The sequence below is a fragment of the Propionibacterium sp. genome, assembly GCF_047719395.1.
Classification (GTDB): Bacteria; Actinomycetota; Actinomycetes; order Propionibacteriales; family Propionibacteriaceae; genus Propionibacterium.
This window is the reverse complement of the sequence record NZ_JBDNTB010000014.1, coordinates 18,021-38,198: the sequence shown is the minus strand read 5'-3', so window position 1 is coordinate 38,198 and position 20,178 is coordinate 18,021. Positions and strand designations below refer to the sequence as shown.

19 protein-coding genes are annotated in these 20,178 nt (G+C 66.5%); 14 read left to right on the top strand and 5 right to left on the bottom strand.

The window, feature by feature from the left end; all coding sequences use genetic code 11:
• Nucleotides 1–56 precede the first annotated feature (56 nt).
• Nucleotides 57–593: a GNAT family N-acetyltransferase gene (locus ABF648_RS04015; protein ID WP_415630999.1), complete on the bottom strand. Its 537-nt coding sequence runs from the start codon at nucleotides 591–593 to the stop codon at nucleotides 57–59.
• 206 nt (nucleotides 594–799) lie between these two features.
• Between ABF648_RS04015 and uvrC the strand changes: the two genes are divergently transcribed.
• The 9 genes from uvrC to ABF648_RS03970 all read left to right on the top strand — a co-directional run bounded on the left by uvrC (nucleotide 800) and on the right by ABF648_RS03970 (nucleotide 9,848).
• Complete coding sequence (gene uvrC, locus ABF648_RS04010; RefSeq protein ID WP_415630998.1) at nucleotides 800–2,770, top strand: excinuclease ABC subunit UvrC; 1,971 nt, start codon at nucleotides 800–802, stop codon at nucleotides 2,768–2,770.
• A 16-nt stretch (nucleotides 2,771–2,786) separates the two neighbouring features.
• Entirely contained in the window at nucleotides 2,787–3,668 is an 882-nt protein-coding gene (gene rapZ, locus ABF648_RS04005) for an RNase adapter RapZ (protein WP_415631009.1), read from the top strand.
• Nucleotides 3,665–4,627: a gluconeogenesis factor YvcK family protein gene (locus ABF648_RS04000; protein WP_415630997.1), complete on the top strand. Its 963-nt coding sequence runs from the start codon at nucleotides 3,665–3,667 to the stop codon at nucleotides 4,625–4,627. Before rapZ ends, ABF648_RS04000 begins: the two co-directional genes overlap by 4 nt.
• Before the next feature lie 91 nt (nucleotides 4,628–4,718).
• Nucleotides 4,719–5,702 (top strand): DNA-binding protein WhiA, encoded by a 984-nt coding sequence (gene whiA / locus ABF648_RS03995; RefSeq protein WP_415630996.1) that lies wholly within the window; start codon nucleotides 4,719–4,721, stop codon nucleotides 5,700–5,702.
• Nucleotides 5,703–5,847: 145 nt separating this feature from the next.
• Entirely contained in the window at nucleotides 5,848–6,852 is a 1,005-nt protein-coding gene (gene gap / locus ABF648_RS03990; RefSeq protein WP_415630995.1) for a type I glyceraldehyde-3-phosphate dehydrogenase, read from the top strand.
• Nucleotides 6,853–7,020: 168 nt separating this feature from the next.
• Nucleotides 7,021–8,232: a phosphoglycerate kinase gene (locus ABF648_RS03985; protein ID WP_415630994.1), complete on the top strand. Its 1,212-nt coding sequence runs from the start codon at nucleotides 7,021–7,023 to the stop codon at nucleotides 8,230–8,232.
• Nucleotides 8,232–9,014 carry a triose-phosphate isomerase gene (tpiA, locus tag ABF648_RS03980; protein ID WP_415630993.1) on the top strand — a complete coding sequence of 261 codons (783 nt, stop codon included), beginning with the start codon at nucleotides 8,232–8,234 and terminating at the stop codon, nucleotides 9,012–9,014. The genes ABF648_RS03985 and tpiA overlap by 1 nt, the downstream gene beginning before the upstream one ends.
• A 158-nt stretch (nucleotides 9,015–9,172) precedes the next feature.
• Nucleotides 9,173–9,418 (top strand): preprotein translocase subunit SecG, encoded by a 246-nt coding sequence (secG, locus tag ABF648_RS03975; RefSeq protein ID WP_415630992.1) that lies wholly within the window; start codon nucleotides 9,173–9,175, stop codon nucleotides 9,416–9,418.
• Nucleotides 9,419–9,491: 73 nt separating this feature from the next.
• On the top strand, nucleotides 9,492–9,848 hold the full coding sequence (locus tag ABF648_RS03970; protein WP_415630991.1) for an RNA polymerase-binding protein RbpA: 357 nt from the start codon (nucleotides 9,492–9,494) through the stop codon (nucleotides 9,846–9,848).
• A gap of 29 nt (nucleotides 9,849–9,877) precedes the next feature.
• On the opposite strand, the gene pgl is transcribed toward ABF648_RS03970, so the two are convergent.
• From pgl to ABF648_RS03950, 4 genes are all read right to left on the bottom strand, one after another.
• On the bottom strand, nucleotides 9,878–10,618 hold the full coding sequence (gene pgl / locus ABF648_RS03965) for a 6-phosphogluconolactonase (RefSeq protein WP_415630990.1): 741 nt from the start codon (nucleotides 10,616–10,618) through the stop codon (nucleotides 9,878–9,880).
• Nucleotides 10,615–11,520 carry a glucose-6-phosphate dehydrogenase assembly protein OpcA gene (locus ABF648_RS03960; protein WP_415630989.1) on the bottom strand — a complete coding sequence of 302 codons (906 nt, stop codon included), beginning with the start codon at nucleotides 11,518–11,520 and terminating at the stop codon, nucleotides 10,615–10,617. The genes pgl and ABF648_RS03960 overlap by 4 nt, the downstream gene beginning before the upstream one ends.
• 10 nt (nucleotides 11,521–11,530) lie before the next feature.
• On the bottom strand, nucleotides 11,531–13,069 hold the full coding sequence (gene zwf, locus ABF648_RS03955) for a glucose-6-phosphate dehydrogenase (protein ID WP_415630988.1): 1,539 nt from the start codon (nucleotides 13,067–13,069) through the stop codon (nucleotides 11,531–11,533).
• A gap of 211 nt (nucleotides 13,070–13,280) precedes the next feature.
• Nucleotides 13,281–14,798, bottom strand: a complete 1,518-nt coding sequence (locus tag ABF648_RS03950; protein ID WP_415630987.1) for a PLP-dependent aminotransferase family protein — start codon at nucleotides 14,796–14,798, stop codon at nucleotides 13,281–13,283.
• A gap of 94 nt (nucleotides 14,799–14,892) precedes the next feature.
• Here ABF648_RS03950 and pdxS point away from each other — a divergent pair, with 94 nt between their 5' ends.
• From pdxS to sufD, 5 genes are all read left to right on the top strand, one after another.
• Nucleotides 14,893–15,783 (top strand): pyridoxal 5'-phosphate synthase lyase subunit PdxS, encoded by an 891-nt coding sequence (gene pdxS, locus ABF648_RS03945; protein WP_415630986.1) that lies wholly within the window; start codon nucleotides 14,893–14,895, stop codon nucleotides 15,781–15,783.
• Nucleotides 15,784–15,788: 5 nt separating this feature from the next.
• Nucleotides 15,789–16,424, top strand: coding sequence for a pyridoxal 5'-phosphate synthase glutaminase subunit PdxT (gene pdxT / locus ABF648_RS03940; RefSeq protein ID WP_415630985.1), 636 nt, complete (start codon nucleotides 15,789–15,791; stop codon nucleotides 16,422–16,424).
• A 348-nt stretch (nucleotides 16,425–16,772) separates the two neighbouring features.
• Nucleotides 16,773–17,507: a helix-turn-helix transcriptional regulator gene (locus ABF648_RS03935; RefSeq protein ID WP_415630984.1), complete on the top strand. Its 735-nt coding sequence runs from the start codon at nucleotides 16,773–16,775 to the stop codon at nucleotides 17,505–17,507.
• Nucleotides 17,508–17,529: 22 nt separating this feature from the next.
• On the top strand, nucleotides 17,530–18,972 hold the full coding sequence (gene sufB / locus ABF648_RS03930; RefSeq protein WP_415630983.1) for a Fe-S cluster assembly protein SufB: 1,443 nt from the start codon (nucleotides 17,530–17,532) through the stop codon (nucleotides 18,970–18,972).
• Nucleotides 18,973–20,178, top strand: a complete 1,206-nt coding sequence (gene sufD / locus ABF648_RS03925) for a Fe-S cluster assembly protein SufD (RefSeq protein WP_415630982.1) — start codon at nucleotides 18,973–18,975, stop codon at nucleotides 20,176–20,178.

The window sequence follows — 20,178 nt, the reverse complement described above, 5'->3', positions numbered from 1 at the left end:
ACCTGTGGCTCACCGGAGCGTGGCTCATGGGATAGGGCGGCTCACAGGCGTGTGCCCTACAGCACCGTGTCGTTGTCCAAGTGGTAGAAGCGGCTCACCCTGCGGGTGCCATCGGGACGCAACATCTGCTCGCCGCACTTGTGGGTGAACTCCGCGCCGATCCGCTGGATCGCCTTGTTCGCTCTGACGTCCGCGTCGTCGGCGCGCAGCACGATGCCCGCACAGCCGTTCTCCCGGGCGGCGTCCACCATGATGCGCTTGACCCGCAGATTCATGCCGGTGCTCCAGGTCTGGGGGGCCATGTAGCTCGCACCGATCTCGACGTCCTCCCCTGCACGGAAGTGGCTCGTGGTACCGATCACCTCGTCGCCCTGGAAAACCACCCAGGTGATGCGGTCCCGGCCACCGGGACGCTTGCCGAGCCGGCGCGTCAGTTCGGTGATGTCGGCAGGGGCTCCCTTGGGGGCGAACTGCCACACGGCCGGGTCCTCCAGGGCGCGCCACAGTAGATCGGCGTGCTTGTGGGTGTCCCAACGTTCCAGGCGCAGCTCGCCGGCTGTCAGCTGTGTCTGCGGGAACGGCCAACGCAACATCTCGTTCACTCCTCCGTGCGAGCCGAAGGGTCTCGCACATCCGATTTACGATGATCCACCGTGTACCTGCGGCGCAGCATCCCAGCTTGCACCTGCGGTGCACGGTGGACAGGTCGCATTCGTGCCTGCCTACGCTAGCGCGCTGCAACACCAACCGGCGCGCCGGTTGGTGAATTGGTATCCGCCCTGCGCCTAATCTCGACGTCATGGCCGATCCGTCCAGTTACCGTCCGGCGCCCGGTGCCATCCCCACCGATCCGGGGGTGTACCGCTTCAGCGACAAGTACGGCCAGGTCATCTACGTCGGCAAGGCCAAGAATCTGCGCAACAGGCTCAACAGCTATTTCCAGGACATCGCAGCCCTGCATCCGCGCACCCAGACGATGGTGACCACTGCCTCCCAGGTGGTGTGGACCGTGGTGCAGAACGAGCTGGAATCCCTGCAGCTCGAATACACCTGGATCAAGCAGTACGACCCGCGCTTCAACATCAAGTACCGCGATGACAAGACCTATCCCTGGTTGTGCGTGAGCTGGGCCGAGGAGATCCCGCGGGTCTTCGTCGGGCGTGGCGCCAAGCACAAGGGGTGGCGCTACTACGGCCCCTTCGGGCAGGCCTGGGCCATTCGGGACACGGTCGACCTGTTGCTGCATGTCTTCCCGATGCGTTCCTGCCGTGCCGGCGTCTTCCGCAATGCCCAGCAGGTGGGGCGCCCATGCCTGCTCGGCTACATCGGCAAGTGCTCCGCGCCCTGCGTCGGCTGGATCTCCTCTGAGGACCACCGCGAGATCGCGGCCGACTTCTGCTCCTTCATGGAGGGCAATGCCCGCAAGCTGGAGCGCAAACTCACCGCGCAGATGCACGAGGCGGCAGAGCAGGAGGAGTTCGAGCGGGCAGCGCACCTGCGGGACTCGCTGGGGGCACTCGCCCAGGCCACCGAACGCAATGCCATCGTGCTGCCGGACGGCACCGATGCCGATGTCATCGCCATGGCCAGTGACACCCTGGAGGTCGCGGTGCAGGTATTCCACGTCCGCAACGGGCGGGTGCACGGCGAGCGCAGCTGGGTGGCGGACAGGGCCGACGATGCCGAGGACGCCGATCTGGTGGAATCCTTCCTGCTCCAGCTGTATGCCGATGCGGCCGTACCGAGGGAGGTCCTGGTGCCAGCAGAACCTGCGTCCGGGGAGGTGCTCACCACCCTGTTGGCCGAACAGCGCGGCGCCAGGGTGAGCATCCACATCCCGCAACGAGGCGACAAGCGGGTGCTGCTGGACACCGTGGCCCGCAATGCCGCCCAGGCCCTGGCCCAGCACAAGGCGCAAAGGGCAGCCGATCTCGCCACCCGCAACCAGGCGATGAAGGAGCTCCAGGAGGCCTTGGCCCTGCGCGAGGCACCGCTGCGCATCGAGGGCTACGACATCTCCCACCTGCAGGGCACCGAGGTGGTCGGTTCGATGGTCGTCTTCGAGGACGGCCTGAGCCGCAAGAGCGAATACCGTCGCTTCGTCATCAAGAGCTTCGAGGGTTCCGACGACCTGCGGGCCATGGACGAGGTCCTCAGCCGCCGCTTCCGTCGCCTGATCGATGATCGCAAGGCGATGGCCGAGGCAGGCGATGGCGGTCCGGGGCTCATCGATCCCGAGACAGGCAGGCCACTGAAGTTCGCCTACACGCCCTCCCTGGTGGTCATCGACGGCGGCCCGCTGCAGGTGGAGGCCGCCCATGACGTGCTGGCCAGGCTCGGGCTGACCGGGATCAAGGTGCTGGGCCTGGCCAAGAGGCTCGAGGAGATCTGGCTGCCCGGCGAGGAGGACCCGATCATCCTGCCCCGCAACTCCGAGGGCCTGTACCTGCTCCAGCGGGTGCGTGACGAGTCGCACCGTTTCGCCATCACCCACCACCGCCAGCGCCGGTCCAAGGCCATGGTGGAATCCGTGCTCGATGCCGTGCCCGGTCTGGGTCGGGCGCGACGCAAGACCCTGCTCGGCCGCTACGGATCACTGACCACACTGCGCCGGGCCAGTGCTGAGGAGATCGCCCAGTTGCCTGGCATCGGGCAGACCACCGCGCAGGCCATCGTCGATGCCCTTGCCACCGACCGCACTGCTCCGTCAGTGAATGCCACCACCGGTGAGGTGCTCCAGGACACGCCCAGTTCGGAGGGCAGGCAATAATGGCGGCGTGAGCGCATTGCCATCACCTTCCATCCGCCTGCCCCGGCGACCTCGTACGGTCATCATCACCGGCATGTCGGGTGCTGGCCGGCGCACCTGCGCCCACGCCATGGAGGACCTGGGCTGGTTCGTGGTCGACAACCTCCCGCCCAGCCTGCTTCCCCAGCTCATCGAGACGGCCAGCACATCGGGCCTCAACCGGTTGGCCGTCGGCCTCGATGTGCGCTCCCGCGACATGTTCGAGCAGCTGCCGGTGGTCTTCGCCCAGCTGGACGCCCGGGACGTCGCTCCCGAGATTCTCTTCCTGGAGGCCAGCGACGAGGCGATCGTGCGCCGTCAGGAGTCCTCCCGCCGGCCGTTGCCGCTGCAGGGCGATGGCCGCCTTCTGGACGGCATCGTCCGGGAACGGCGCATGCTGTCCGACCTCCGGGCCAGCGCCGACATGGTGATCGACACCTCGCGGCTCAACGTGCACCAGCTCTCCAGCCGGATCGCGCACGCCTACGGGGGGCAGAGCGCGGACACCTTGCGGGTGCAGGTGATGAGCTTCGGCTACAAGAACGGCCTTCCACTGGACGCCGATCTCGTCTTCGATGTGCGCTTCCTGCCCAACCCCCACTGGGTTCCCGAGCTCCGGCCCCAGACCGGCCTGTCGGAGGCGGTCAGCAGCTATGTGCTGGCCCAGCCGGGCGCCGAAGAATTCCTCGATGCCTTCGAGCAGCTGTTCGCGGTGGCCGAACCCGGTTATCTGCGTGAGGGAAAGCGGCAGGTCACGGTGGCCATCGGTTGTACCGGCGGCAAGCACCGCAGCACCGCGATGAGCGAGGCTGCGGCGCAAAGGCTGCGGGCGCGAGGAATGCAGGTCAACGTGCTGCACCGGGACCTGGGGCTGGAATGACCCATCCGGGGCATCAGCTGGGCGATCTGCCCTCAGTGGTCGCACTCGGAGGTGGACACGGCCTGTCAGCCTCCTTGGCGGCCCTGCGCAGGCTCACCGACCGGCTGACAGCGGTTGTCACGGTCGCCGACGACGGCGGCTCGTCCGGGCGGCTGCGGGCCGAACTTGGCGGACTCCCCCCCGGCGACCTGAGAATGGCACTGGCCGCTCTGTGCCCCGACACCAGGGACGGACGCAACTGGGCCCGCGTGCTGCAGAACCGGCTGCACTCCGGGGGCCAGCTCGATGGCCATGCCGTGGGCAATCTCCTCATCGAAGGGGTGTGGCAGCAGACCGGCGATCCGGTGGCCGGTCTCGACCTGGTGGCGCGGCTGGTGCGTGCGGCCGGCAGGGTGCTCCCGATGTCGACGGTGCCGCTCCACATCGAGGCGGATGTCCTTGGCATCGACGACGAGCTGCCCGACGAGATCCGGGTGGTGCACGGCCAGCATTCGGTGGCGATCACCTCCGGGCTGGTGCAGGCGGTCCACCTGGTGCCAGGTGATCCGCCTGCTTGTCAGCAGGCAGTCGAGGCGATCAACAATGCCGACTACGTGGTGCTCGGCCCGGGGTCCTGGTTCACCTCCGTGCTGCCCCATCTCCTGGTCCCGGATCTCGCCCGCGCGATCATCGAAAGCCCCGCCAAACGAATCCTCACCCTCAACGTCGCGAGTTCCTACGAGACGGCTGGTTTTGCGCCCTCCCGGCACATCGAACTGCTCGCCGAACATGCTCCCGGCCTGCGTCTCGACGCCGTGCTTGCCGACAAGGCCTTCGTCTGCGGGGACCGCCACCTGGCGGGATACTGCACCGATCTGGGTGCCACACTCGTGCAGAGCGATGTGGCGATGCACGACGGCACCGCACGCCACCACAGGCTGAGGCTGGCCGCGGCCTACCAAGAAATCATGATGGGCTGACCATCGTCCGGGCCCGGATGGCGCAACGCTTGACAGCGCGACACGAGCACATGACACACGGCAGCGAGACGAGCGGACGAGGTATCTGCAGATGGCACTGACACAGCAGGCGAAGGCGGAGCTGGCCACCGTGAGCTCGCTGCGCCCGGAAGCTCGGCGCGCCGAGATCGCCTCGATGCTGCGCTTCGCCGGGGGATTGCACCTGGTGAGCGGCCACATCGTCATCGAGGCCGAACTCGACACCGGGCACGCCGCCCGCAGGCTGCACACCGGCATCTCCGATCTCTTCGGCTTCAACGCCGACGTGGTCGTGGTCACCTCCTCGGGCCTGCGCCGGGGCACCCGCTATGTGGTGCGTCTGGTGCGCGAGGGGGAGGACCTCGCCCGTCTCACCGGCCTGGTGGATTCCCATCGCCGCCCGGTGCGGGGACTTCCCGCAGAAGTGGTCGGCGGCGGTGTGGCCGAGCAGGTCGCGGCCTGGCGCGGAGCCTTCCTGGCTCGCGGCTCGCTCACCGAGCCCGGCCGCTCGATGGCCATGGAAGTCACCTGTCCCTCGTCGGAGGCCGCACTGGCGCTGGTCGGTGCGGCGCGGCGGCTCGGCGTGGTGGCCAAGGCGCGTGAGATCCGTCAGCTCGACCGGGTGGTGGTGCGCGATGGAGACTCCATTGCGGCGCTGCTCACCCGGATGGGCGCCCATGATGCGGTGCTCGCCTGGGAGGAGAGACGGGTGCGTCGCGAGGTGCGGGCGTCCGCCAATCGGTTGGCCAACTTCGACGACGCCAATTTGAGGCGCTCAGTGCGCGCGGCCGTGGCCGCGAGCGCCAGGGTGGAGCGTGCCCTGGAGATCCTCGGCGAGGATGTGCCCGACCATCTGCGCGCCGCGGGACAGCTGAGACTGGCGAACAGGCAGGCCAGCCTGGAGGAACTGGGCCAGTTGCACGATCCGCCGCTCACCAAGGACGCCGTCGCCGGCCGGATCCGCAGGCTGCTTGCGCTGGCCGATCGCACCGCCAAGGAGCGCGGTGTACCCACCACCGATGCCGCACTCAATGCAGACCCTGAGACTGGAAGCTGAGCCCTGGGACCAGCTCGTCGGGATGGCAGAGGGCGAGTTCTCCCGGCGGGAACAGTCCGCTAGGATCAACTTGTTCACAGTGCTCGGCACGTGACCAAAGGGGTCGTTTGTCGGGTTCACAGACATGTCGAAGGAGATCGACTTCATGACCGTTAAGGTTGGTATCAACGGCTTCGGCCGGATCGGCCGTAACTTTTTCCGCGCGATGCTCGAGCAGAAGGCCGACCTCGATGTCGTGGCCGTCAACGACCTGACCGACACCAAGACCCTCGCTCACCTGCTGAAGTACGACTCGCTGCTGGGCCGTTTCCCCGGTGAGGTCAGCTCTGACGATGACGGCATCGTCGTCGATGGCAAGCACATCAAGGTGCTCGCCGAGCGCAATCCCGCCGATCTGCCCTGGGGCAAGCTCGGCGTCGAGGTCGTCGTCGAGTCCACCGGTTTCTTCACCGATGGCACCAAGGCCAAGGCCCACATCGATGGCGGCGCCAAGAAGGTCGTCATCTCCGCTCCTGGCAAGAATGTTGACGGCACCTTCGTGATGGGTGTCAACGATGGCGACTACAACCCCGCCACCGACAACATCATCTCGAACGCCTCCTGCACCACGAACTGCCTGGCCCCGCTGGCCAAGGTCCTGAACGACGAGTTCGGCATCGAGCGCGGCATCATGACCACCATCCACTCCTACACCGGTGACCAGAAGCTTCTGGACGCCCCCCACAAGGACCTGCGTCGCGCCCGCGCCGCGGCCCTGAACATGATCCCCACCAAGACCGGTGCCGCTCAGGCCGTCGCCCTGGTGATCCCGGAGCTCAAGGGCAAGTTCGACGGCCTGGCCGTTCGCGTCCCGACCCCCACCGGTTCGCTCACCGACCTCACCTTCGAGGCCTCCAAGGAGGTCTCCGTCGAGTCCATCCAGGCTGCCGTGAAGAAGGCCGCCGAGGGTCCGCTCAAGGGCATCCTGGCCTACACCGAGGATCCGATCGTGTCGACCGACATCGTGCACGACTCGCACTCCAGCATCTTCGACGCCACCGAGACCAAGGTCATCGGCAACCTCGTCAAGGTGCTCTCCTGGTACGACAACGAGTGGGGCTACTCCAACCGCCTCGTGAACCTCACCTCGCTCGTTGCGAGCAAGCTCTGAGTCGATCCTGAGTGATCCCGTGAACAAGGGCGCGCTGGCTTGTGCCGGTGCGCCCTTGTCCATGTCCGGCGTCAGCCGACGCCCACAATCTCCAACCAGCCCTTGCGGCTGCCCGTCCAGGCGGCCGCTCCGGCTGGCGTCACCAGCCAGTCATTCCGAGGAGAATCAGTGAAGACCATTTCCGATCTGGGCGACCTGCGCGGCAAGCGCGTAGTCGTCCGCTGCGACTTCAATGTGCCGCTGTCCGGCACGACCATCACGGACGATGGACGCATCAAGGCGGCCCTTCCCACACTCAAGGCTCTGCTGGGCCAGGGCGCACGGGTCACCTGCCTGGCCCACCTGGGACGCCCGAAGGGCACCCCGGACCCCAAGTTCTCGCTGGCCCCGGTGGCCACCCGGCTGTCAGAGCTGCTCGGCAAGCCCGTCAAGCTCGCCACCGACACCGTCGGCCCCTCCGCCCAGGAGATCTCCGCGTCCCTCAAGGACGGCGAGATCGCCCTCGCCGAGAACGTCCGCTTCGAGAAGGGCGAGACCTCCAAGGTGGACGCCGAGCGCGAGGCGCTCGCCAAGGAGTACGCCAAGCTCGGTGACTTCTACGTCTCCGACGGCTTCGGTGTCGTGCACCGCAAGCAGGCCAGCGACTATGACATCGCCAAGCTGCTGCCGAGGGCTGCCGGTCAGCTCGTCGAGAAGGAGGTCTCGGTTCTGTCCAAGATCACCTCCGACCCCGAGCGTCCCTATGTCGTCGTGCTGGGTGGCGCGAAGGTCGCCGACAAGCTCGCCGTCATCGACAACCTGCTGAAGGTCGCCGACACGCTGATCATCGGCGGCGGCATGTCCTACACCTTCCTCAAGGCGCAGGGTGACGAGGTGGGTTCCTCCATCCTCGACGAGTCCAAGGTGGAGGCCTGCAAGGGCTACCTCGCCGACGCGAAGGCGAAGGGCAAGAAGATCCTGCTACCCGTCGACGTGCGCGTCGCCGACGGCATGGACTTCGATGCCCGCACCGTCAAGGGCGAGGTTTCGGTCGTCCCCGTCGACGCCATTCCCGCCGACAAGATGGGCCTGGACATCGGCCCGGAGTCCGAGAAGCAGTTCGCCGAGGAGATCTCCGGCGCCAAGACCGTGTTCTGGAACGGCCCGGCCGGTGTGTCCGAGATCGAGGCCTTCGCCGAAGGTACCAAGGCCATCGCCAAGGCGCTCGCCGAGGGCAAGGCATTCAGCGTCATCGGTGGTGGCGACTCGGCCGCTGCGGTGCGCCAGTTCGGCTATGCCGATGATCAGTTCGGCTGGATCTCCACCGGTGGCGGTGCCTCGCTGGAGTACCTGGAAGGTAAGGAACTGCCGGGTCTGGCAGTGCTGGAGGGAGACAAGTAATGACTCGCACACCCATCATGGCTGGCAACTGGAAGATGAACCTCAATCACATGGAGGCTCTCGACCTGGTCCAGAAGCTCGCCTTCGCATTGCAGGACAAGAACTACGACGCCAAGAAGTCCGAGTGCGTCGTCATTCCGCCGTTCACCGACATCCGCACGGTGCAGACGCTGGTCGACGGCGACAAGCTGCCGATCGTCTACGGCGCGCAGGATCTGTCCGAGCACGACGCCGGTGCCTACACCGGCGAGGTGAGCGCGGACATGCTCACCAAGCTCGGCTGCACCTACGTGGTCGTGGGTCACTCGGAGCGTCGCCAGTACCACGGCGAGACCGATGAGATCGTCAACACCAAGGCCAAGAAGGCGCTCGAGAAGGGCCTCACCCCGATCATCTGCGTCGGTGAGAGCCTTGACGTCCGCAAGGCCGGCAAGCACGTCGAGTACACCGTCGGCCAGGTGAAGGGTGCCCTCGCCGGAATCTCCGCCAAGGATGTCGCCGGTCTGGTCATCGCCTATGAGCCCGTGTGGGCCATCGGCACCGGCGAGGTCGCCACCCCGGAGGACGCCCAGGAGGTCTGCGGTGCGATCCGCGCCGCGGTCGGCGATCTCTACGACGGCCCCACCGCTGACTCCGTGCGCATCCAGTACGGCGGTTCGGTGAAGCCCGGCTCGGTGGCGGCCATCATGGCCAAGCCGGACATCGACGGTGCCCTGGTGGGCGGCGCCAGCCTGAAGCCCGATGATTTCGCTGCCATCGTGCGCTTCTACGCGCAGTCCTGAATTCCGGTTCAGCAGTAGCCGGGACAAGAAAGTCCCCGCACCCTCCTGGGTGCGGGGACTTTCTTGTCCCGGCAGGCAGGGATGTTGCTGCGGGCAGGTGCTGCGAAACTGAGCTCCTCCGGGTGAGTTAGACTCGGGCGGTGATGACAATCCCGCTCATGACTTGGCCCATAATGACGCTGTCGATCGTGCTCATGGTGCTGAGTTTCGTCCTCACCGCTTTCATCCTCCTCCACAAGAGCCGTGGCGGGGGTCTGTCCGATCTGTTCGGCGGAGGCATGAGCACGGCAATGAGCGGCACCTCGGCTTCGGAGCGGATGCTGGACAGGATCACGGTGATCATCGGCGTGCTGTGGGTCGCCTGCATCTTCGCCCTGCTGGCCCTGCAGCGACATGCGGGCTGAAACCGGGTTCATCGTTGCCATTCAGATTTTCTGAGTTATCCCGTATTTTCTGATTCACAAGGAGCACAACCAAGTGTCCAGCGGAAATGCCATTCGTGGCAGCCGTGCCGGTGCAGGTCCCAGTGGCGAGGCAGTGCGCGGCGAAGCCGAGCCTCGCACCCAGGTGTCCTACTACTGTGCGCACGGCCATGCCACCCGTGTGTCCTTTGCGGACAGCGCACCCATTCCCGATCAGTGGGATTGCATGAAGTGCGGCTTGCCCGCCGGCCGGGATCGGCTCAATCCCCCGCCGCCGCCCAAGATCCAGCCCTACAAGACCCATCTCGCCTATGTGAAGGAGCGCCGCTCCTCCAAGGAGGCCAAGGCCATCCTCGAAGAGGCGCTGGCCCATCTCAAGGACCGCCGGGAGCGCGGCGAAGTCATCTACTGAGCACCGGCTCGCGGCGCGGGGTCACCGGCTCACAGGTCGCAGTGGAAATACGGCAGGTCCTGCGCCGCCGCCTCGTCCACGAACCACAGCGTCTTGTCGGTACCGTGTGCATGGGATGCCGGGCAGCGCGGATCACCGTCCACCGCAGCATGAACGGCTTCTCGTTTGTTGGCATCGGCAGCGAGCAACCACACCTCGCGGGAACGATTGATCGCCGGTAAATTCAAGGTGATCCGGTCTGCCGGTTCGTAGGGGGCATTGGTGACCCCGCTGGCGAGCAGCGTCGTGCTCGCCTGGATCGCGAAACTGTCGTGCCTGGGGAAGATCGAGGCGATGTGGCCGTCCTCGCCCACGTCCAGCAGGCAGCAGTCGAAGACGGTGTCGCCCAATTCCCCGGCGTAGGCGAAGGCGGCATCGTCGGCGTCAGAACTGCCGGTGAGCGGCGGCATGGCGTGGATGTGTGAGGGAACCAACGGCATTGTGGCCGCCAGCAGGCTGAGCGTCTTCAGAGCCACTCGTTCCGGTTCGGTGGTGCCGACGAAGCGATCCGAGGACCACCACAGGTGGAGCCTGGCGGCGTCGAACAGTCCAGACGGTGCCAGCGCGGCCAGATGGCGGCACACGGCCAGGCCGCTTGGCCCACCCGGCAGGCACAGGTGGATGAATTCCTGCTGCCGTTGCAATTCGGTCAGCAGTGAGCCGAGCCGGCCCGCGACCCGTGAGGCGAGTTCTTCGCCATCGCGGTAGCGGAAGACTCGTGGTGCACTCATCCGGCGGCTCGTTCGGCGAGCTTGTCGAGGGCCTGCTCGAAGATCAAGTCGGGTCCCAGCCTGCGCAATTCCTCGGACAGCAGCGCCACCCTGTGACGGCGTGCCAGCGCGGCAGCGCGCACCGGCTGGTTGGGCACGATGTATTCGGAGTCGGACTTGGCCGTGCGCAGGATCGCCACCTCGCCGGTCTCTGTCTGCAGGCGAACTCCCGTGATGCCGGGCCCCATGGATGTCTTCATCTCCACTGGTACTCCCAGACGCGCGTCGAGCCAGGACGCCATCAGGGCGGCCGGTGCGTTCTCCTCGGCGGCTTCCACGACAGCGGCCGTGACCGGCTCGCGGCACTGGTCCAGGGCGGACGCGATGAGGGCTCGCCAACGGGTGATGCGCGTCCACGACAGGTCCGTGTCCGCCGCGGAGTGCGGGCCACGAGCCCTCGCGACGAGGGCTCCGACCGGGTCATCGGCATTGACGGCGTCGGTGATGCGCAAATTCGCCAGCGAGCCGACGGGATCCTGGGAGGGTAGTTCGGGGCCACTGCCCGGCCACCAGGCGACGACTGGCAGGTCGGGCAGCAGCAGCGGAAGTACCACCGAGTCGGCATGCTCCACGAGCTCCCCGGCCAGCCGCAGGGTGATCATGTCGCCGGGCACGCCCTCACCGACCCGAATCTCGGCGTCCATGCCGGTCTTGGGGGACTTGCTCTGCACCACCATGAGAATTCGAGAGGGGTGCTCGGCGGCGGTCGCCTGTGCAGCGTCGAATGCCTGCGAGTACTGACGGGTGGTGCTCATCACGATGAGCGTCATGACGAGCCCGGAGGTGATTCCGGTGGACCGCCGGGCCGACAGTGCGTTGGCTGCCACCTCGGAGGTATTGGTATCGGTCAGTTCGATGATCATGACAGTCTCCTCACGGCCTGCGCCAGGTGAATCCGTCGCGGGCCAGCATGTCTGTGGCGTTCTGCGGGCCCCAGGTGCCCGCGGCGTAGGGTTCCGGCGCACCCTGCTCGGCCCAGTGCTGCAGCACGGGGTCAAGCAGCTGCCAGGAGAGCTCGACCTCCTCCTGCTGGGGGAACAGCGGGGGATCGCCGAGCAGGACGTCCAGGATCAGCCGCTCGTAGGCCTCCGGTGAGGACTCGGTGAAGGAGCCCACATAGGCGAAGTCCATCGTCACCTGGCGGATCTCCATACCGGTGGCGGGCACCTTCGCGCCGAAATGCATGGAAATGCCCTCGTCCGGCTGGATGCGCAGCACCAGGGCATTGGTGCCCAGATCCTGGGTCTCGGTGTTGGCGAAGGGCAGGTGCGGTGCGCGTTTGAACATCAGTGCGATCTCGGTGACCCGGCGCGGCATCCGCTTCGCGGTGCGCAGGTAGAAGGGCACACCGGCCCACCGTCTGGAGCCGATGTCCACCCTGATCGCCGCGAAGGTCTCGGTGTGCGAGTCGGCAGGGATGCCCTTCTCCTGCAGATAGCCCGGCACTTCGACACCTCCCTGCCAGCCCTTGGCGTATTGTCCGCGTGCCGAATACAGGTCGAGGTCGGACAGGGTGCTGGCCGCGGCGAGCACCTTCTGCTTCTCCATGCGCAGCTGACGGGGCTCGAAGCTGTTGGGTTCCTCCATCGCGGTGAGCGCCATGAGCTGCAGCAGGTGATTCTGGATCACATCGCGGGCTGCGCCGATGCCGTCGTAGTAGCCGGCCCGGCCGGCGATGCCGATGTCCTCCGCCATGGTGATCTGCACATGGCTGACGTAGTTGTTGTTCCAGAAGGGTTCGAAGATCTGGTTGGCGAATCGCAGCGCCAGCAGATTCTGCACCGTCTCCTTGCCCAGATAGTGGTCGATCCGGAAGACGGACTCGGGGGGAAAGGCCTTGGAGACGATCCGGTAGAGATCCTTGGCGCTGGCCAGGTCATGGCCGAAGGGCTTCTCGATGACGACGCGCTTCCAGCCCTTGGTCTGGTCGACCATGCCATGGTTCTCCAGCTGGTCCACCACGACTTCGAACATTTTCGGCGGGACAGACAGGTAGAAGGCGTGATTGCCGTTGGTGCCCTCGTTGGCGTCGAGCTCGTCCAGGGTCTGGTGAAGCCGGTCGAAGGTGGCGGCATCGTCGAAATCGCCCCACACGAAGCGGATGCCGGTGACCAGCTGCTTCCAGGACTCCTCGCGGAAGGGAGTCCGGGCGTGCGCCTGGACGTCCTGGCGGACGATCTCGGCGAACTGCGCATCGGTGTAGTCGCGCCGTGCCACGCCGACCAGCCCGAAACCTGGTGGCAGCAGGCCCCGGTTGGCGAGGTCGTACACCGCGGGCAACAGCTTCTTGCGGGAAAGGTCTCCGCTGACGCCGAAGAAGACCAGTGCGCAGGGCCCAGCGATCCGTGGTAATCGGCGGTCCCCGGGGTCGTACAACGGGTTGACCCACTCCGATGCTGAGGCTTCAGCCATGGTGTCCTTCCACTCATCCGGGATTGCTCCGGACTCCTCATATCAGCACACGATATGTGCCCTGAGTTGCTATTTCGTCGCTCAAGACGTCATTGCTCATCGTGCCAGTGGTGACACTACCGGCACTTCGGTGGACTGCCGCGGAAATTCTGGTTCACGCGCGGTGAACTCATCCCGGCAGCTGGCCATGCTGGTGACGGGTCCGGAAGAGTCAAGGCATGGAACAGCATGCCGCGATGATCGGCAGCACCCGGCTGAGGGTTTCTGGCGGCACCGAGCCGAAGCCGAAGACGATGCCGTGCACATCGGGGGAGTGCGGCCCCCAGTACTCGCCCAGGTCGCCGACCAGGATGTTCTCGCCGGCCAGCCGGGCGATGACCGTCATCCCTGGTGCTGCGGTATTCACCACCGCGTGCAGCCCGCCCGACAGCGGAGCGAGCTGCACGGCCGGCACATGCCCGAGTTCTGCGAGGATCAGGGCGCGCCGCTGCCGGTATCCGCGCCGCATCCGCTGGATGTGACGGCGCAGTTCACCGCTGGCCAGATAGCCGGCGAGTGCCTGCTGCACCATCGCCGGTGCCGGCAGCCCGGTTGCCCGCCGGTAGGACGCCAGATCTGCCACCAGTCGGTTCGGGGCGACCAGATAGCCGGTGGCCACCGCCGGGGTGAGAACCGTGGAGAAGGTGCCGAGCAGCACCACGCAGCCGTTCTCCGCGTCGTCGAGGGTGGCCAGTGCGGGCAGCGGCATGCCGACATAGCGCAGTTCGGAGTCGTAGTCGTCCTCCACGATGAGAGTGCCGGTGCGTCTGGCCCAGGCCAGCAGTTCCTGACGCCTTTCCAGCGAGAGCCAGCCGCCATGGGGGTACTGGTGGCTGGGTGTGACCACGAGAACATCGGGTCTGTGCTCACCCAGCGGCAGGGCGGTGGTGACCAGGCCCTGCTCATCGGTCGGCAGCGGGAGGGTGCCCAGACCCATCGCAAGGGGCACGCCCGAAAGCGCCGGATGACCGGGGCGTTCGATCCCCACCAGCACCCGCCCGGAGTGCGAACGCAGGCTCGCGAGCAGCAGCGCGAGCCCCTCGCGGGTGCCAGAGGTGACAAGAATCTGCTTGCTCGGACGAACCAGGGAACGCATCAGGCGCAGGTGCTCCGCGATCTCGATGCGCAGCGCCGGAAGACCGAGCGGATCTGTCTGGGTGTCTGGATGGGCTGCCGCGTCCCGCCACGCGCGTCGCCACGGCGGGGAGACGATGGCGGAGACATCGGGGGTGCCCGGTCGCAGGTCGACGATCGACGCGCTCGAGGCGCCAGGTCCTGGCCGGGGCGAGCCTGAACCGTCATGTCCACGGCTGTCACCTCGGGGCGGGCCGCCATGGGAAGCCTCGTCACGGCGCGAGGCTGTGGCGGGACTGCAGGCGATGCCCGCATCCGGACGTTTGCCGGTGGCGGCCGGTGCGCCGACATGCGCGTCCGCCGCGACGCGAGTACCCGATCCGCTCGCGGCCACCAGATACCCCTCGGCCTGCAGCTGGTCATAGGCGGCAACCACGGTGCCCCGGGAGAGCTCCAGCCGCGCAGCCAGCGCACGACTGGAGGGCAGCGCATCACCCCTTGTCAACCTGCCTTCGTCCATCAGCCGACGCAGCCCTGACACCAATTGCCGGGTCAGGCCGATCGGTGAATTCCTGTCCAGATCCAGCGGAACGGGCGCCACCAGTTGACCTCGCACCCACCAATTCTTGCGCCAACCGGCAAAGTGGTCCATTCCAACTGGTCAGATTTGGATCTTGTGGTGGACCGCTCGTTGCGCTGGTATGGCCACCATGACTGAAGGAACTGCAGCAACAACCCGTGTCAAGCGCGGTCTCGCCGATATGCTCAAGGGCGGCGTCATCATGGACGTCGTCACCCCCGAGCAGGCACGCATCGCCGAGGACGCCGGTGCCTCCGCCGTGATGGCCCTCGAACGGGTCCCGGCGGACATCAGGGCCCAGGGTGGTGTGGCACGGATGAGCGATCCGGTGCTCATCGAGCAGATCGAGGACGCGGTCTCCATTCCGGTGATGGCCAAGGCGCGGATCGGGCACTTCGTGGAGGCCCAGGTGCTGCAATCCCTCAAGGTTGACTTCGTCGACGAGTCCGAGGTGCTCTCACCGGCCGACTACTCCCACCACATCGACAAGTGGAATTTCGACGTGCCCTTCGTCTGCGGCGCGACCAATCTCGGTGAGGCGCTGCGCCGGATCACCGAGGGTGCGGCCATGATCCGGTCCAAGGGAGAGGCCGGCACCGGCGATGTCTCGGAGGCGGTGCGCCATATCCGCACCATCCGCGACGAGATCAACCGGCTGTCCACCCTGGCCCCCGAAGAGTTGTATGCCGCTGCCAAGGAACTTCAGGCCCCTTACGAACTTGTGAGCGAGGTGGCCCGGACGGGTCATCTGCCGGTCGTTCTGTTCGTGGCCGGTGGCGTCGCCACGCCCGCCGACGCGGCACTGGTGATGCAGCTCGGCGCCGAAGGCGTCTTCGTGGGCTCCGGTATCTTCAAGTCGGGCAATCCTGCCAAGCGCGCCGCGGCCATCGTCAAGGCGACCACTCTCTACGACGACCCGAATGCCATCGCGCAGGTCTCGCGCAATCTCGGCGAGGCGATGGTCGGCATCAATGTGAACGATCTGCCCGCGCCGCATCACCTGGCAGAGCGCGGCTGGTGAGCGCGATGTCACGGCTCACGGGCCGGGGGCCCGGGGAGTCTCCGCTGATCGGCGTGCTTGCCCTGCAGGGCGGGGTTGCCGAGCACGTCAGGGCGCTGACGGCGGTGGGTGCCCGCACCCGCCTGGTGCGCCGGCCCGGGGAACTCGACGCCCTGGACGGCATCGTGGTACCCGGTGGCGAGTCGAGCGTGCTGGACAAGCTCTCCCGTTCCTTCGGTGTGGCCGAGCCGCTGCGCGATGCACTGCTCGGGGGGCTTCCGGCCCTGGTCACCTGTGCCGGGCTGCTGCTGCTCGCGGAGACCCTGACCGATGCCGCGCCGGGTCAGCAGACCTTGGGCGTGCTGCACGTGCGCGCCCGGCGCAATGCCTTCGGTAGCCAGCTGGACTCCTTCGAGACGCACCTCGACCTCACCGGGGTGGGCAACGTTCCCGCAGTGTTCATCCGTGCTCCCGTCATCGAGACCTGCGGCGACGGCGTCGAAACCCTCGCCTCGGTGCAGGACCACGTGGTGGCAGTTCGCCAGGGTGCCATCACGGCCCTGGCATTCCATCCGGAGCTCACCGATGACCTCACGGTTCACTCGGCCTTCGTGGCTGCCTGCGCGAATGCCAGGGAGGCCGAGCAGCGCCGCATCGCCTGATCCACCGGTGGTTGGGGTGGGCGAGCTCGGTGTGTGCATGCGCTCTGCGGCCGACATGTCCCTCGCGCCGCTGCTGCGCGTGCACCCCCGTCGCCATCGGATTGACCGTCCACCGGGGTCGGGCCCGGCCGCGACACATGCTTGACCTGGCCATGGCAGCGCTGCGCGGGAACGCTCTGCGGCTGCGCGGGCGCATCCATTCCCCGGTCGGGGAGACCCGGATGGCCGGGCTCGGCGACCGGCCCTGGTGCCGCCGGCACATGGCTAAGCACATGGAAATGCTGGTGGGGACGGTTTCGCATGGCGACCCGGCATTGAATGCCAGCCGAATATGGAAACAATAGGGTTATGAATTCCCCTGTGAGCGCCGGAGGCCAGCCCAGCCCGGGCGAGTCGTCCGCGCGCCGTCAGGTGCTGCGGGAGCTGCTCGGCGGAGGGCCCGCCACTGCTGCTGTGCTGGCTGAACGGCTGGGGGTCACCTCCACAGCGGTGCGCCGCCAGCTCGGCGTCCTGCTCGAGTCCGGCGACGTCGAGGAGCGCGAGCACCGCGAGCGCGGCCCACGAGGGCGTGGGCGTCCCGCGAAGGACTTCGTCATCACAGATCAGGGCCGTCAGGCATTCCACCAGGGATACGACGATCTTGCGCTGCAGGCCATGGCGGCCCTGAGGGAGATGGCTGGTCCTCAGGCCGTCGAGGCACTCGGTCAGCGCCGCTACGACGAGGTCGCGGCCGACTACCAGGAACTCAGGGAGGCTGAACCCACGGGCGATCCAGTGGCCCAGCTGGCCGGCCTTCTTGATGCCAAGGGATATGTTGCGCGCGTGGACGACTCCCCAGCTGGAGCGCAATTGTGCCAACATCACTGCCCAGTAGCCGCAGTTGCGGCTGCTTACCCGGAATTGTGCGAGATGGAGACCCAGGTCTTCTCCCGGCTGCTCGGCTCCCGTGTCCAGCGATTGGCAACGATCGCGCACGGCGACGGCATCTGCACGACCAATGTTCCGTCCGAGACCGTCCCGGACACCCCGGCCGATTCCGAGGACGAGGGCACCGAAGACCACCGAAAGGCGACGAGCGCATGACACGAGGAAAGGTGACGAACGCATGACAGAGGTTGACACCGGACCGGCCCCCGCCCTGTCCGATCAGGATCAGTTGGTCGACGATCTCAACACCTACAAGTACGGCTGGCACGACGCCGACGCCTACTCCAAGGCCGCCCAGCGTGGCCTGTCCGAAGAGGTGGTGCGAGGTATTTCCGCACTCAAGCACGAACCGGATTGGATGCTCGACATCCGGCTGAAGGGCCTGCGTCAGTTCGAGCGCAAGCCGATGCCCACCTGGGGTGTGGATCTCTCCACGGTCGACTTCGACCAGATCAAGTACTTCGTCCGCTCCACCGAGAAGCAGGCGGACAGCTGGGAGGACCTGCCCGAAGACATCCGGAACACCTACGACAAGCTGGGCATCCCGGAGGCCGAGAAGGATCGTCTGGTTGCCGGCGTGGCGGCGCAGTACGAGTCCGAGGTCGTCTACCACAAGATCAACGAGGAGCTAGGCCGCAAGGGCGTCATCTTCGTCGACACCGATACCGGCCTGCGGGAGTATCCCGAGCTGTTCAAGGAGTACTTCGGTTCGGTGATCCCGGCCGCCGACAACAAGTTCGGCGCGCTGAACACCGCGGTGTGGAGCGGCGGTTCCTTCATCTACGTGCCGAAGGGCGTGCACTGCGACATTCCGCTGCAGGCCTACTTCCGGATGAACACCGAGAACCTCGGGCAGTTCGAGCGCACGCTGATCATCGTCGACGAGGGCGCCTATGTGCACTACGTCGAGGGCTGCACGGCGCCGATCTACAAGTCGGACTCGCTGCACGCGGCCATCGTCGAGATCGTCGTGAAGAAGAACGCGCGCTGCCGCTACACCACCATCCAGAACTGGTCGGGCAATGTGATCAACCTTGTCACCCAGCGGGCCACCGTTGCCGAGGGCGGCCAGATGGAATGGGTCGACGGCAACATCGGATCCAAGGCCAACATGAAGTACCCGGCCTGCTACCTGATGGGCGAGCACGCGAAGGGCGAGGCACTGAGCATCGCCTTCGCCGGTGAGAACCAGCACCAGGACACCGGGGCGAAGATGGTGCACTGCGCGCCGTACACCTCGTCCACCATCGTGTCGAAGTCGATCTCCCGCAATGGCGGTCGTACCGGCTACCGAGGCCTGGTGGGGGTGCAGGAGAACGCCCACCACTCGGCTGCCTCGGTCAAGTGCGATGCCCTCCTGGTGGACAACATCTCCCGTTCGGACACCTATCCCTATGTGGATGTGCGCACCGACGACGTGACGATGGAGCACGAGGCCACCATCTCCAGGATCAGCGAGGACCAGCTCTTCTACCTCATGCAGAGGGGCCTCAATGAGGACGAGGCACGGGCACTCATCGTGCGCGGCTTCGTCGAACCGATCGCCCGCGAGCTCCCGATGGAGTACGCGCTGGAGCTCAATCGGCTCATCGAACTCCAGATGGAAGGATCGGTTGGCTGAATGACGAATCAGAACGGAGCGACTGTCGTGGCAGATCCGGCGAACACCAGCCGGGACGCGGTGGCGGCGGCGGTCGAGACCCCCGCATCCCACCTGCATCCAAAGGTTTCCTGGAACCTTGACGACCACCCGCTGCCCACCGGGCGTGAGGAGGTCTGGCGGTTCACGCCGGTGCGCAAGCTGAAGAAACTGCTGTCCGGTCAGCCCACTGGGGAGTATCTCTCCGTGGACCTGTCCAAGGCCCAGGGTCTTCAGTTGCCGACGATCAGCAAGGAGCGTGCCCAGCAGCTTGCTGTGGAGCCGCCGGCCGATCGCTCCGCGGCGATCGCCTGCGAGAACGCCAGCGGGGCTGCTCTGCTGGAGGTGCCTGCGGAGACGCAGTTCGACGAGGCGATCGAGTTGAGCTTCCAGGGCAAGGGTGCTGCGACGCCGGTCTACGAGCAGCTGATCATCGAGGTCGGGGCCATGGCCAAGGCCCAGATCGTGCTCCGCTTCGAGGGTTCGGCGTCGGTGGCGCAGAAGATCGACCTGCGTATCGGTGACGGCGCCCAGGTGGACTTCGTGATGCTGCAGGACTGGGCACCCGACACCATCCACGCCGCCCAGGTGTCGATGCTCATCGGGCGCGATGCCCACCTGCGCACCGTGCAGGCCTCGCTCGGCGGCGGGCTCACCCGTATCATCGAGCGGGCAACCTATGAGGGCAGCGGCGGTCAGCTGGAGCAGTTTGGGCTGTACTTCGTGGACGGCGGACGCCACGTTGAGCATCGCCTGTTCATCGACCACAACGAGCCGCACACCCGCTCCGAGGTCGACTACCGCGGTGCCATCCAGGGCCAGGGCTCGCACTCGGTGTGGGTGGGCGATGTGCTCATCCGCAAGGAGGCCGAAGGCATCAACACCTACGAGGCCAACAAGAATCTGCTGCTCACCGAAGGCGCCCGTGCCGACTCGATCCCGAATCTGGAGATCGAGACCGGCGAGATCGAGGGTGCCGGGCACTCGTCCACGACGGGTCGCTTCGATGACGAGCAGTTGTTCTACCTGCGGTCCCGTGGCATCCCCGAGGACGAGGCCCGCCGCCTGGTCGTCCAGGGATTCTTCGTCGACATCGTGCGCCGGATCGGCGTGCCCGATGTCGAGGAGCGCCTGATGACCGCCGTCAACCGCGAACTCGACGCCATCGCGCCGGAAATCGGGGCGTGA

Coding starts and splice junctions, on each gene's coding strand:
- gap (WP_415630995.1), top strand. CDS start 5,848: ATGACCGTTAAGGTTGGTATCAACGGCTTCGGCCGGATCGGCCGTAAC.
- pdxT (WP_415630985.1), top strand. CDS start 15,789: ATGTCACGGCTCACGGGCCGGGGGCCCGGGGAGTCTCCGCTGATCGGC.
- zwf (WP_415630988.1), bottom strand. CDS start 13,069: ATGGCTGAAGCCTCAGCATCGGAGTGGGTCAACCCGTTGTACGACCCC.
- whiA (WP_415630996.1), top strand. CDS start 4,719: ATGGCACTGACACAGCAGGCGAAGGCGGAGCTGGCCACCGTGAGCTCG.
- ABF648_RS04015 (WP_415630999.1), bottom strand. CDS start 593: ATGTTGCGTTGGCCGTTCCCGCAGACACAGCTGACAGCCGGCGAGCTG.
- ABF648_RS03935 (WP_415630984.1), top strand. CDS start 16,773: ATGAATTCCCCTGTGAGCGCCGGAGGCCAGCCCAGCCCGGGCGAGTCG.
- tpiA (WP_415630993.1), top strand. CDS start 8,232: ATGACTCGCACACCCATCATGGCTGGCAACTGGAAGATGAACCTCAAT.
- sufD (WP_415630982.1), top strand. CDS start 18,973: ATGACGAATCAGAACGGAGCGACTGTCGTGGCAGATCCGGCGAACACC.
- sufB (WP_415630983.1), top strand. CDS start 17,530: ATGACAGAGGTTGACACCGGACCGGCCCCCGCCCTGTCCGATCAGGAT.
- pgl (WP_415630990.1), bottom strand. CDS start 10,618: ATGAGTGCACCACGAGTCTTCCGCTACCGCGATGGCGAAGAACTCGCC.
- uvrC (WP_415630998.1), top strand. CDS start 800: ATGGCCGATCCGTCCAGTTACCGTCCGGCGCCCGGTGCCATCCCCACC.
- secG (WP_415630992.1), top strand. CDS start 9,173: ATGACTTGGCCCATAATGACGCTGTCGATCGTGCTCATGGTGCTGAGT.
- pdxS (WP_415630986.1), top strand. CDS start 14,893: ATGACTGAAGGAACTGCAGCAACAACCCGTGTCAAGCGCGGTCTCGCC.
- ABF648_RS03960 (WP_415630989.1), bottom strand. CDS start 11,520: ATGATCATCGAACTGACCGATACCAATACCTCCGAGGTGGCAGCCAAC.
- ABF648_RS04000 (WP_415630997.1), top strand. CDS start 3,665: ATGACCCATCCGGGGCATCAGCTGGGCGATCTGCCCTCAGTGGTCGCA.